The organism is Kushneria sp. AK178, assembly GCF_053903105.1.
Genome location: NZ_CP096381.1, coordinates 3145021 through 3158262, shown reverse-complemented (window position 1 = coordinate 3158262; position 13242 = coordinate 3145021). Strand labels below are relative to the sequence as shown.

The window sequence follows — 13242 nt, the reverse complement described above, 5'->3', positions numbered from 1 at the left end:
TGCTGAAACTGTCTGACCTCGGAAAGGCTTCGTTCCCCGGTGGGGCGCTCGGGCTTCAAACCCGAGAGGGGCTGCCAGCAGTCCCTGGTGGGTTCGACTCCCACGCCTTTCCGCCATCGCTTTGTGTTTCGCGATAAAATCGCTCCCTGCGCCTGTCGTTCGCCCTGAACGTGTCTGTCGCCCGAACATGAATCCTGCTTGATCAGTGCCCCCGAATCTTTCATTTGGCCCGGTCCGCTGGCGTCGTCACAATACATGACATCAATCGATGGTTGACCGCTGCCGGTAGCAGGCAGGTCGCAGACATGGCATTGCGTCCTGTGCGGTCGACGCCGTGATTCGTCAAAAGGACCTTCAGACCCATGAGTGACCTGCGTTCACCCGATATCAGCTTCGAGTTCTTTCCGCCGCGCACCGACGCCGGTCGTGACCGGCTGCCGGAGGTCTACAACCGCCTGGCGACACTCGATCCGCGCTTTTTTTCGGTCACCTTTGGCGCCGGCGGCTCCACGCGTGATTTCACCTTCGACGCGGTCAAAAACATTGCCCGCGATACCGGCATCTGCACGGCGCCACATCTCTCCTGCGTGGCCAGCGACCGGGCCGATCTTCGCCGGCTTCTGACGCAGTACCGTGACCACGGTGTCCAACGGATCGTGGCCCTGCGGGGCGACATGCCCTCGGGCATGATGGGCGTCGGGGAGTTTCGCTATGCGCGCAACCTTGTCGATTTCATCCGGGAGGAGACCGGCGATCATTTCGATCTGACCGTGGCGGCCTATCCCGAATGCCACCCGCAGGCGAGCAGCTTCGAGCGCGATATCGATCACTTTGCCGACAAGGTGCGTGCCGGCGCCGACATGGCCATCACGCAGTACTTCTTCAATCCCGATGCCTATCATCATTTCGTGGATCGGGTCCGGGCCCGCGGCGTGGACGTGCCGATCATCCCGGGCATCATGCCGATCACCAACTACACCAAACTCGCCCGTTTCTCCGAGATGTGCGGGGCCGAGATTCCGCGCTGGGTGCGTCGTCAGCTGGAAGCCTACGGTGATGACAGCGAGAGCATTCGCGCCTTCGGCCATGAGGTGGTGACGCGCCTTTGCCAGCAGCTGCTGGACCAGGGGGCGCCGGGTCTGCACTTCTATACGCTCAATCAGGCAGAGGCCTGCACGAATATCGTCACTGAGCTGTCGCTTGAGACGCCTCGACCCGGATTGGTCGCGGGCCGGCAGACGAACTAGTCTTTGAGAGATACCAACCGTTAACGGGCCGACTCGAGAGGACTTCCAATGAAAAGACTGTTTCTGGCATCAGCACTGCTGGCAGTAGCGCCCCTGGCCATGGCAGAGACCACCGTTGAACTGCACAAGGCAACGGATGAGGGCGTAAGCGATTCCGTGGGCACCGTGACCTTCGAGGATACCGAGTACGGGCTGCTGGCCACGCCCGATATTTCCGGTCTGCCGGGCCTGGGGATGCACGGCTTTCACCTGCACGCCAATCCCAGCTGCGAGCCTTCCACCAGCGATGGGGAAGTGACACCGGCCGGGGCTGCCGGCGGGCACTTTGATCCGGAAGAGACGGATACGCATGCCGGCCCGTATGTCGAGGACAGCCACCTGGGCGATATGCCGCTGGTGGTCGCGGACAACGATGGCAACATCAACACGCCGGTGCTGGCGCCTCGCCTGACAGAAAGTGATCTGGCCGGCCATGCGGTCGTCATTCACGAAGGCGGTGACACTTACAGCGAGCCCCCGCACCTGGGCGGCGGCGGCGGCCGCTGGGCCTGCGGTGTGATCGAAGACAACAGCTGATCACCCGTGCCGATGATTAAAAGGCCCTGCCGGTTACCCGGCAGGGCCTTTTTTAATGCTGATCCCGCGGCAGGCGCTAGTGCTTGCCCGGATCGATGATTTTGACCGGCTGAAAATCGTCGCTTTCCGGTTCGGGACGGTTTTTGGAAACACGCGTATCCAGCGGATCGAGACTTTCTTCATCCATGGGCAGCTGTTCAAAAAAGTCGCAGCTGACGCACTCGCGATAGCGGGTGCCGTTGCTTTCCCAGCTACGAATGCGATCCATGGCGTTACAGCGCGGGCAGATGGCGCCGGCAATAAACCGTTTGGGTGTTTGCTGATTCATCAGACCTCCGGACCGGCAGTAGTGACTGCCGGTCATGATACGGGGGATCAGGCCGCCCGGTGGATACCGCTGTGGCGAAGCAGCGGTTCGATACTGGGCTCGCGTCCACGAAATTTTTGAAACAAAACGGCCGCATCCCGGGCGCCGCCCTGTTCCAGGATGCTGGTGCGAAAGCGCATGCCGGTGGCCTGATCGAAGACACCGGCCTCCTCAAAGGCCGACCAGGCATCCGCGGAGAGGACCTCGGCCCACTTGTAGCTGTAGTAGCCGGCCGCATAGCCACCGGCGAAGATATGGCTGAAGCCGTGCTGGAAGCGGTTGAAGTCAACTCTGGGCACAACCGAGACCTGATCGCGAACGCTGTTGAGCAGGGACTGGATGTCGTCGGCCTGCGGGGCACGATGCTCGCGGTGCAGGCGCAGATCGAACAGCGAGAACTCGAGCTGGCGCACCATGGTCATGGCGGAATGGAAGTTTCTGGCCGCCTGAAGACGTTCGAGCAGGTCGTCCGGCAGCGGTTCACCGGTATCCACGTGAGCGGCGATCAGATCAAGGCCTTCGCGCACCCAGCAGAAGTTTTCCATGAACTGGCTGGGCAGCTCGACGGCGTCCCACGCCACACCGTTGATGCCGGAGACATCCGCCACCGTCTGACGCGTGAGCATGTGATGCAGCCCGTGACCGAACTCGTGAAAGAGGGTCAGGACTTCATCATGGGTCAAAAGCGCCGGCCGATCCCCCACCGGACGGGTAAAGTTGCAGGTCAGATAGGCGATCGGCAGCTGGGTCTCGCCATCACCGCGCTCGCGTCGGACGCGACATTCATCCATCCAGGCGCCGCCGCGCTTGCCTTCCCGGGCATAGAGGTCGAGATAGAAGCCGGCGATGGGCTGACCGTTTTCCAGGATGTCGAAAAAGCGCACGTCGCTGTGCCAGCGCGGGGCGTCGGTGTTTTCCTGAAAGCTGACGTTGAAGAGCTTGCCGATGACCCGGAACAGCCCGTCGACGGCGCCGGGCGCCGGGAAGTAGGGGCGCAGCTCTTCCTGTGAGATGGCGTAGCGCGCTTCACGAAGCTTTTCGCTGGCGTAGCCGGTGTCCCAGGGGGCCAGTTCTTCAATGCCAAGCTCGTCCCGGGCAAAGTCGCTGAGTGTCTGGAACTCTTCCCGCGCCTGCGGTACGGCGCGGCTGGCCAGATCATGAAGGAAATCGAGCACCTGATCCGGACTGTCGGCCATTTTGGTGGCCATCGAGTAGTCGGCGTAGGTGTCAAAGCCGGCCAGCCCGGCGAGCTCCTGTCGCAGCGTCACGATCTCGGCCATGACGTCGGAGTTGTCGAATTCGCCGGCGTTGGGCCCCTGATCGGAGGCGCGGGTGACGAAGGCGGTATAGACCTCCTGGCGCAGGGCGCGGTCATCGGCGTGGCTCATGATCGGGAAAAAGCTCGGGAAGTCGAGCGTGATGCGATAACCCTCGACGCCCTTGGCTTCGGCATTGGCGGCCAGCGTGTCCAGCGCGCTTTGTGGCAGCCCGCCCAGACGCTCCCGCGGGACATCCAGATGCCAGGCCTGGGTGGCGTCCAGCACGTTGTTGGAAAAGGTGTTGGAGAGTGTCGAGAGGCGGGCCTGAATCTCGCCGAATCGGGCCTTTTTTTCAGGCGGCAGGTCAACACCGGCCAGACGGAAATCGCGCAGGGTGTTGTCGATCGATTTGCGCTGGCCCTGATCAAGCTGGCGGTACTCGTCGCTTTCGGCCAGCGTCTGGAACGCCCTGAAAAGGCCTTCATGCTGACCCAGCCAGGTGCCATAGGCCGACAGCTTCGGCAGGCAGGCCTGATAAGCCTCGCGCAGGGCCGGTGAGTTCATGGTGGCATTGAGGTGTGACACCGGCGACCAGGCCTGGGAAAGCTGGTCGTTGATCGCTTCAAGCGGTGCGGCCAGCCCCTGCCAGGTATGATTGCCTTCCTCGACCAGTCTTTCGATGGCGGCCTTGTTGCGCGCGAGCAGCTCGTCCACGGCCGGCTCGATGCTGTCCGGCGTAATGGCCTCGAAAGGGGGAAGCGCATGGGATTCGAGCAGGGGATTGGTAGACATGAAGCGACCTCGCGGTTGGCGAAAGATATACTGTTGACAATGAGGGTGTCGGGTGCCGGTTTCAATGCGGGCACGCGGCATCGTGAGCTGATTCGGTGCGCCTCATGGCGCGATGGAAGGGATGCAGGACATGTCCGAGGTGGTGGAGCGCTGGGGATCACGCCGTGCGTTTATTGTAGCAGTGACGGGGGCGGCCGTAGGTCTGGGCAACATATGGCGCTTTCCCTGGATGACCGGTGAAAACGGCGGTGCTGCCTTCCTGCTGCTCTATGTAATATTTCTCGTGCTGCTGGGCCTGCCGGTGATGATGGCCGAGATCATGATCGGGCGCGCCGGCCGACGTGCGCCGATGCAGGCGCTGATCTTTCTGGCACGCGATGCAAAAAAAAGCCGACACTGGGGCTGGCTCGGACTTTTCGGCGGTATCACCCTGTTTTTGATTCTCTCCTTCTACTCGGTGGTGTCCGGCTGGTCGATCGACTATCTGATAGAGGCGCTGAGCGGCAGCTTCTCCTCGCGCTCACCACAGGAGATCGGCGGGGCCTTTGAGGCCTTTCTGGCAAGCCCCGGGCGGGTGCTGCTCAATCACAGCCTCTTTTTGCTGCTGACCATGTCGGTGGTGGCCCTCGGTGTAGGTGGCGGCCTGGAGCGGCTCAACAATCTGCTGATGCCGCTTTTGTATGGACTATTGATCCTGTTGGTGGGTTATGCCTTTACCACCAGCGGATTCGCGACCGCACTGGCATGGCTTTTCAAGCCTGATGTTTCGGCGCTGACGCCCATGGCGGTCTTCAATGCGATGGGACATGCCTTCTTTACCCTGGCGGTGGGGGCTGGCGCGCTGATGGCCTACGGGGCCTATATGCCCGACGATCAGAGTCTGCCCCGGGCCGTGGTGACCGTGGCCATCCTCGATGTGGCCGTGGCGCTGCTGGCCGGTATCGCCATCTTTTCGATTGTCTTCTCTCAGGGCATGGCGCCGGATTCCGGGCCGGGGCTGATGTTCGTGACGCTGCCCATCGCCTTTGCCGATCTTCCCGGGGGCGCCCTGTGGCTGGGCGCCTTTTTTGTCCTTTTGCTGCTGGCGACCTGGACCTCCTCCATCAATCTGGCCGAACCCATGGTGGCCATGCTGGGCGATCTCGGCATGACGCGCCGGGTGGCCGCTCTCGTGATCGGTGCCGGGGTCTGGCTGATGGGACTGCCCTCGGCGCTTTCCTTCTCTGTCTGGTCGGATGTTCGCCCTGTCGGGGAGATGACCCTGTTTGATCTGGCCACGACGCTACCGATCGATATCATGCTGCCCGTTGGAGGCCTGCTGATTGCCGTCTTTGCGGCCTGGGTCATGGATGCTCCCCGTGCGGTAGCGGCCATCGGTGCCGGGGAGCGCTTTTATCGGCTCTGGCGGGGGGTGGTGCGCTGGGTGTCCATTCCACTGCTTTTGGTGGTGCTGCTGGGCTTTTTCCTGAGCGGTCAATCCGGCTGATCGGACCGGACCGGCAGAACAGGGAGAGAGGCTGGCGGCATGGCTGTGCGTGTTGCAGACTGGTATCACACATCGGGCAGGGAGAGTTGAGATGAGTATTCGAAGCTTCAGGGGCATGTCGCCGGCGCTGGGCGAGCGCGTGTTTATCGATGATACCGCCGTGGTGCTGGGAGACGTCACGCTGGGGGATGATACCTCGGTCTGGCCCACTGCCGTGATTCGCGGCGACATGCACCATATCCGCATCGGCGCTCGCACCAGCATTCAGGATGGCTCGGTTCTTCATATCACGCACGCCAGTGATTATAGCCCCGGGGGTTACCCGCTGACGGTCGGCGATGATGTGACCGTCGGGCATCGCGCCATCCTGCATGGCTGCACCATCGCCTCGAAGGTACTGATCGGCATGAATGCCACGGTGCTCGATGGCGCGGTGGTGGAAAGTGAGGTGCTGGTGGCGGCGGGGGCCGTGGTGCCACCCGGCAAGCATCTGGAAAGCGGCTACGTTTATGGCGGCAATCCGGTGCGCCAGCTGCGGCCGCTCAAGGAGGCCGAATATCGCTTCTTTGAGTATTCGGCGGCCAATTACGTCGCCCTCAAGGATGAGTTTCTGGCCGAAGAAAACGGATAATATCGTTTTCGGCATTCTCTAGATCATTGTTGTTGTTGGAAAAATTGCGCCATAATATGGGTTTTTATCCAGTATTTGAATCATGGCCAATTTTACAACGCATTTTACGGTGGCTGCTGCAGGCGGGGCGCTGATCGGGGGGCTGGGCTGGCAGGCCGGCCTCTGGCCCTTTGTCGATGGTGTTCCGATCGCAGGGCTGGTGGCACTGGGCGGTGTGGTGCCGGACATCGATGCCGATCAGTCACGCGCGGTGCGCCTGATCTTTACACTAATGGCCATGCTCGCCGTGATCGGCTGTGTGTCGGCCCTGCAGCCCTTTCTTTCCCTGGTCGAGCTGAGCGGTGTGGGGATAGGTGCCTATCTTCTGGTTCGATATCCCTTGAGTACCCTTTTCAAGCGTTTCTCCGTGCATCGCGGCATCTGGCACTCCCTGCTGGCGGCAGTGCTGTCGGCACTTGCCGTGGCAGCGGTGAGCTACCATCTCTTCATACAGACTGCGACCCAGTCATGGCTGTTTGCTGGCGCGATGTTGATCGGCGTACTCATTCATCTCCTGCTGGATGAGATCTACAGTATCGACATCGAGGGGCGACGTCTGAAACGCTCCTTTGGCACGGCCTTCAAGCTCTACGATTACGGTACGCCTCAAACGGCACTGCTCATGGGCGTCGTGATGGTGTCGATGACGCCCTGGCTGCCGCCCTATGGAGCGCTACAGAATATCGGCAGCAGGCTATGGGCCCTCTGGGGGTAACCCGATTCTGGAGAGAGGAACATGATGCAGCGCGAGATACTTCTGTTTGACGTCGGCGGTGTGCTGGCTGACTGGGACGGCACGACGCCGCTTGTCGCGTTGACGAATGGACGGCTGAGCCGGGAGGAGGCACGTCGATTCTGGCTGGAGTTCGCCCCGCTCGAGCCCTTCGAAACCGGCAGGGCGTCTTCCGAAGGCTTTCTCGAGGCTGCCGTCGACGCCCTTGCGCTGGATATGACGCCCGAAGCGTTCGGTCGGCACTATGCCGGCTGGGTGACCGGCCTCTATCCCGGCACGCTCGAGCTGCTCGAAAGAATCGATCCGCGGTTTTACATGGCCATTCTCAGCAACAATAACGCCCTGCACTGGCCGGTCGTGGAGCGTACCGGTCTGGCGGCCTGTTTTGATGCGGTCTTCCTTTCGCACGAAATCGGTTACCGCAAGCCGGACCCGCGTGCCTGGCAGTACGTTTTTGACGCACTTGAATGTACGCCCTCATGGATCACCTTTCTGGACGACAACCCGGAGTGCGTTGAGGCTGCCCGGAGGCTGGGCATGCGCGCGCATCTGGTCAAGGGCAGGGAGGCACTGGAAGCCTGTCTTGAAGAAAACGGCTATCTGCGTTCTGACCCGACATCCATATCGTCGTGACAGAAAAATGAAATCTTTTGTCGAAAGGGGTTGCACGCACCCGGTCTGATCTATAAAGTACGCATCCGCTGCCACGGAGCACACGGCGACGAGGCAGCGGGGAAGTCTGCAGGTGATTGTTTTGACTAATGTTTTGGTCGCTTCAATCAGGATTTGATTCCAGCCGCTGACTTCCGCATCGAAAAAAAGTAGTTGACTTTTCGATGCAGGGCTGTAAAATGCCCACTCTCTCGAAGCAGCCGCCAACGGCAGCTGACAACATCTTCGAGACGCTCTTTAACAAGTCGATCAGGCAATTTGTGTGGGCGTCTGGCTCGTGTGACACCAGTCACATAGATAATCGAGCAGACGAACACTCGTCAAGAGTATCAGTTTGACCTCGAGCCCGGATTGATTCGCCTTTCGAGACTGCTTTTGCAGTGTCGATTAAAGAATCTCAAAGCTTCATCTTGAACTGAAGAGTTTGATCATGGCTCAGATTGAACGCTGGCGGCAGGCCTAACACATGCAAGTCGAGCGGTAACAGGGGTAGCTTGCTACCCGCTGACGAGCGGCGGACGGGTGAGTAATGCATGGGAATCTGCCCGGTAGTGGGGGATAACTCGGGGAAACCCGAGCTAATACCGCATACGTCCTACGGGAGAAAGCAGGGGATCTTCGGACCTTGCGCTATCGGATGAGCCCATGTCGGATTAGCTTGTTGGTGAGGTAACGGCTCACCAAGGCCGCGATCCGTAGCTGGTCTGAGAGGATGATCAGCCACACCGGGACTGAGACACGGCCCGGACTCCTACGGGAGGCAGCAGTGGGGAATATTGGACAATGGGGGAAACCCTGATCCAGCCATGCCGCGTGTGTGAAGAAGGCCCTCGGGTTGTAAAGCACTTTCAGTGGGGAAGAAGGCATGCCGGTTAACACCCGGCATGAAGGACATCACCCACAGAAGAAGCACCGGCTAACTCCGTGCCAGCAGCCGCGGTAATACGGAGGGTGCAAGCGTTAATCGGAATTACTGGGCGTAAAGGGCGCGTAGGCGGTCTGCCAAGCCGGATGTGAAAGCCCCGGGCTCAACCCGGGAACGGCATTCGGAACTGGCAGACTAGAGTGCAGGAGAGGAAGGTGGAATTCCCGGTGTAGCGGTGAAATGCGTAGAGATCGGGAGGAATACCAGTGGCGAAGGCGGCCTTCTGGACTGACACTGACGCTGAGGCGCGAAAGCGTGGGTAGCAAACAGGATTAGATACCCTGGTAGTCCACGCCGTAAACGATGTCGACCAGCCGTTGGACCCCTTGAGGGTTTGGTGGCGCAGTTAACGCAATAAGTCGACCGCCTGGGGAGTACGGCCGCAAGGCTAAAACTCAAATGAATTGACGGGGGCCCGCACAAGCGGTGGAGCATGTGGTTTAATTCGATGCAACGCGAAGAACCTTACCTGCTCTTGACATCCTGCGAATCTCCCAGAGATGGGAGAGTGCCTTCGGGAACGCAGAGACAGGTGCTGCATGGCTGTCGTCAGCTCGTGTTGTGAAATGTTGGGTTAAGTCCCGTAACGAGCGCAACCCCTATCCCTTTTTGCCAGCGGTCCGGCCGGGAACTTCAGGGAGACTGCCGGTGACAAACCGGAGGAAGGTGGGGACGACGTCAAGTCATCATGGCCCTTACGAGCAGGGCTACACACGTGCTACAATGGCCGGTACAAAGGGTTGCGAATCCGCGAGGTGAAGCCAATCCCAAAAAGCCGGCCTCAGTCCGGATCGGAGTCTGCAACTCGACTCCGTGAAGTCGGAATCGCTAGTAATCGCGCATCAGAATGGCGCGGTGAATACGTTCCCGGGCCTTGTACACACCGCCCGTCACACCATGGGAGTGGACTGCACCAGAAGTGGTTAGCTCAACCTTCGGGAGAGCGATCACCACGGTGTGGTTCATGACTGGGGTGAAGTCGTAACAAGGTAGCCGTAGGGGAACCTGCGGCTGGATCACCTCCTTAAACGACTAACGTGTTCTCGCGAGTCAGCGCGTCCACACAAATTGCCTGATCGGATAGAGCGAAGACTGCTTGGGTCTGTAGCTCAGTTGGTTAGAGCGCACCCCTGATAAGGGTGAGGTCGGCAGTTCAAGTCTGCCCAGACCCACCAACCTGTCGGGGCCATAGCTCAGCTGGGAGAGCGCCTGCCTTGCACGCAGGAGGTCGGCGGTTCGATCCCGCCTGGCTCCACCATACAGCCCGGTGGTCAGTCTTCTACTTTCCTTGATGAAGCCACAGTCAAAAGTCATGATGATGACAATCATCGACATGATTTCTGACTGTTGTTTTTCAACAGTACCGCTCTTTAACAATGTGGATCATGCTGACCTGCCGGTCGGTGAACACCTCATCTCCGCGATGAGCGTTGTGACCCGGCCGGCAGACAACGTAAAAGTTGTGATACGTTTTGGACGTATCCGGCGAAATGTCGTGTGATCGTGACCGGACCCCTTGGGGTTATATGGTCAAGCGATCAAGCGCACACGGTGGATGCCTAGGCAGTCAGAGGCGATGAAGGACGTGACAGCCTGCGATAAGCGTCGGTGAGGTGGCAAATGACCTGCGACCCGGCGATTTCCGAATGGGGAAACCCACTTACCATCAGGTAAGTATTCATGAGCCAATACATAACTCATGAAGGCGAACCGGGAGAACTGAAACATCTAAGTACCCCGAGGAAAAGACATCAATTGAGATTCCCTCAGTAGCGGCGAGCGAACGGGGAGCAGCCCTTAAGCAGTGCAACCGATAGGCGAACAGTCTGGGAAGTCTGACCATAGCGGGTGATAGTCCCGTAGCCGAAATCCGAGCATTGTGAAATCGAGTAGGTCGGGGCACGTGAAACCCTGACTGAAGACGGGGGGACCATCCTCCAAGGCTAAATACTCCTGACTGACCGATAGTGAACCAGTACCGTGAGGGAAAGGCGAAAAGAACCCCGGCGAGGGGAGTGAAATAGAACCTGAAACCGTGTGCGTACAAGCAGTGGGAGCCTACTTGTTAGGTGACTGCGTACCTTTTGTATAATGGGTCAGCGACTTATTTTCAGTAGCGAGCTTAACCGAATAGGGGAGGCGCAGGGAAACCGAGTCTTAAATGGGCGAACTAGTTGCTGGAAATAGACCCGAAACCGGGCGATCTATCCATGGCCAGGATGAAGGTCAGGTAACACTGACTGGAGGTCCGAACTCAAGTATGTTGAAAAATGCTGAGATGAGCTGTGGATCGGAGTGAAAGGCTAATCAAGCTCGGAGATAGCTGGTTCTCCTCGAAAGCTATTTAGGTAGCGCCTCACGTATTACCACCGGGGGTAGAGCACTGTTTCGGCTAGGGGGCCATCCCGGCTTACCAACCCGAGGCAAACTCCGAATACCGGTGAGTACAGCGTGGGAGACACACAGCGGGTGCTAACGTCCGTTGTGAAAAGGGAAACAACCCAGACCGCCAGCCAAGGTCCCAAAATCCCGGTTAAGTGGGAAACGATGTGGGAAGGCACAGACAGCCAGGAGGTTGGCTTAGAAGCAGCCATCCTTTAAAGAAAGCGTAATAGCTCACTGGTCGAGTCGGCCTGCGCGGAAGATGTAACGGGGCTCAAACCGGGTACCGAAGCTGCGGGTGCATCCTTCTGGATGCGCGGTAGAGGAGCGTTGTGTAGGCCTGCGAAGGTGTATCGTGAGGTATACTGGAGGTATCACAAGTGCGAATGCTGACATGAGTAACGACAAGGGCGGTGAAAACCCGCCCCGCCGGAAGACCAAGGGTTCCTGTTCGACGACAATCGGAGCAGGGTGAGTCGACCCCTAAGGCGAGGCCGAAAGGCGTAGTCGATGGGAAACGGGTCAATATTCCCGTACCGGATGTTATTGCGATGGGGGGACGAAGAAGGCTAGGTGAGCCGGGCGCTGGTTGCCCCGGTGAAAGTGCGTAGGCCTGAGGATCAGGCAAATCCGGTCCTCTTCAAGCCGAGACACGAGACGAACAGACCACGGTCTGGAAGTCACTGATGCCACGCTTCCGGGAAAAGCCTCTAAGCTTCAGATAACATGCGATCGTACCCCAAACCGACACAGGTGGTCAGGTAGAGAATACCAAGGCGTATGAGAGAACTCGGGTGAAGGAACTAGGCAAAATGGCACCGTAACTTCGGGAGAAGGTGCGCCGGTAACCGTGACAGCCCTCGCGGCTCGAGCGGCGACCGGCCGAAGTGACCAGGTGGCTGCAACTGTTTATTAAAAACACAGCACTCTGCCAACGCGTAAGCGGACGTATAGGGTGTGACGCCTGCCCGGTGCCGGAAGGTTAATTGATGGTGTTAGCCCCTCGGGGCGAAGCTCCTGATCGAAGCCCCGGTAAACGGCGGCCGTAACTATAACGGTCCTAAGGTAGCGAAATTCCTTGTCGGGTAAGTTCCGACCTGCACGAATGGCGTAATGATGGCCACGCTGTCTCCACCCGGGACTCAGTGAAATTGAAATCGCTGTGAAGATGCAGTGTACCCGCGGCTAGACGGAAAGACCCCGTGAACCTTTACTATAGCTTCACACTGGACGCTGATGTTGCTTGTGTAGGATAGCTGGGAGGCTTTGAAACCCCGACGCCAGTCGGGGTGGAGCCAACCTTGAAATACCAGCCTGGCATCATCGGCGTTCTAACTCCGCACCGTGATCCGGTGTGAGGACAGTGTGTGGTGGGTAGTTTGACTGGGGCGGTCTCCTCCCAAAGTGTAACGGAGGAGCACGAAGGTACCCTCAGCACGGTTGGAAATCGTGCAATGAGTGCAAGAGCATAAGGGTGCCTGACTGCGAGACGGACATGTCGAGCAGGTGCGAAAGCAGGTTCTAGTGATCCGGTGGTTCTGTATGGAAGGGCCATCGCTCAACGGATAAAAGGTACTCCGGGGATAACAGGCTGATACCGCCCAAGAGTTCATATCGACGGCGGTGTTTGGCACCTCGATGTCGGCTCATCACATCCTGGGGCTGAAGTCGGTCCCAAGGGTATGGCTGTTCGCCATTTAAAGTGGTACGCGAGCTGGGTTTAGAACGTCGTGAGACAGTTCGGTCCCTATCTGCCGTGGGCGTCGGAAGTTTGAGAAGTGCTGCTCCTAGTACGAGAGGACCGGAGTGGACGCACCGCTGGTGTACCGGTTGTCATGCCAATGGCACCGCCGGGTAGCTATGTGCGGACGGGATAACCGCTGAAGGCATCTAAGCGGGAAGCCCCCTTCAAGATGAAACTTCCCTGGAGCCTCGAGCTCCCTGAAGGGCCCTCGAAGACGACGAGGTCGATAGGCGCGGTGTGTAAGTGCAGCAATGCATTGAGCTGACGCGTACTAATTGCCCGTGAGGCTTGACCATATAACACCCAAGTGGTTCGCGTCACACGACGCCGGATACACGGAACGTATCGATCAGCATGATCCCGATTACGACCCGCTGCTCGAAAGCAGC

General features: G+C 59.0%; 8 protein-coding genes, 3 tRNA genes and 2 rRNA genes. 11 read left to right on the top strand and 2 right to left on the bottom strand.

The window, feature by feature from the left end; translation table 11 throughout:
* Positions 1-20 precede the first annotated feature (20 nt).
* From M1D97_RS14580 to sodC, 3 genes are all read left to right on the top strand, one after another.
* Positions 21-116, top strand: a tRNA-Sec gene (locus tag M1D97_RS14580).
* A 246-nt stretch (positions 117-362) separates the two neighbouring features.
* Entirely contained in the window at positions 363-1247 is an 885-nt protein-coding gene (gene metF / locus M1D97_RS14575; protein WP_456268421.1) for a methylenetetrahydrofolate reductase [NAD(P)H], read from the top strand.
* A 48-nt stretch (positions 1248-1295) separates the two neighbouring features.
* The gene (gene sodC / locus M1D97_RS14570; protein ID WP_456268420.1) at positions 1296-1823 is read left to right on the top strand and encodes a superoxide dismutase [Cu-Zn] SodC; all 528 of its coding nucleotides are present in this window, start codon (positions 1296-1298) and stop codon (positions 1821-1823) included.
* Positions 1824-1899: 76 nt separating this feature from the next.
* Here the strand turns inward: sodC and M1D97_RS14565 are convergent, their stop codons facing one another.
* Positions 1900-2151 carry a YheV family putative zinc ribbon protein gene (locus M1D97_RS14565; protein ID WP_456268419.1) on the bottom strand — a complete coding sequence of 84 codons (252 nt, stop codon included), beginning with the start codon at positions 2149-2151 and terminating at the stop codon, positions 1900-1902.
* A gap of 47 nt (positions 2152-2198) precedes the next feature.
* Entirely contained in the window at positions 2199-4241 is a 2043-nt protein-coding gene (gene prlC, locus M1D97_RS14560) for an oligopeptidase A (RefSeq protein ID WP_456268418.1), read from the bottom strand.
* A gap of 130 nt (positions 4242-4371) precedes the next feature.
* Between prlC and M1D97_RS14555 the strand changes: the two genes are divergently transcribed.
* From M1D97_RS14555 to M1D97_RS14520, 8 genes are all read left to right on the top strand, one after another.
* On the top strand, positions 4372-5727 hold the full coding sequence (locus M1D97_RS14555; RefSeq protein WP_456268417.1) for a sodium-dependent transporter: 1356 nt from the start codon (positions 4372-4374) through the stop codon (positions 5725-5727).
* 91 nt (positions 5728-5818) lie between these two features.
* Complete coding sequence (locus tag M1D97_RS14550; protein ID WP_456268416.1) at positions 5819-6358, top strand: gamma carbonic anhydrase family protein; 540 nt, start codon at positions 5819-5821, stop codon at positions 6356-6358.
* A gap of 82 nt (positions 6359-6440) precedes the next feature.
* A complete protein-coding gene (locus M1D97_RS14545) occupies positions 6441-7112 on the top strand; it encodes a metal-dependent hydrolase (RefSeq protein ID WP_456268415.1) in 672 nt (223 codons plus the stop codon).
* Between the two features lie 21 nt (positions 7113-7133).
* Positions 7134-7763 (top strand): HAD family hydrolase, encoded by a 630-nt coding sequence (locus tag M1D97_RS14540; protein WP_456268414.1) that lies wholly within the window; start codon positions 7134-7136, stop codon positions 7761-7763.
* A 451-nt stretch (positions 7764-8214) separates the two neighbouring features.
* Positions 8215-9754: ribosomal RNA gene (locus M1D97_RS14535) — 16S ribosomal RNA — on the top strand.
* Between the two features lie 71 nt (positions 9755-9825).
* Positions 9826-9902: transfer RNA gene (locus M1D97_RS14530), tRNA-Ile, on the top strand.
* A 7-nt stretch (positions 9903-9909) separates the two neighbouring features.
* A tRNA-Ala gene (locus M1D97_RS14525) sits at positions 9910-9985 on the top strand.
* Positions 9986-10255: 270 nt separating this feature from the next.
* Positions 10256-13149 (top strand): 23S ribosomal RNA (locus M1D97_RS14520).
* The 16S and 23S rRNA genes sit together here with 2 tRNA genes alongside, the layout of an rRNA operon.
* The last annotated feature ends 93 nt before the right edge of the window (positions 13150-13242 follow it).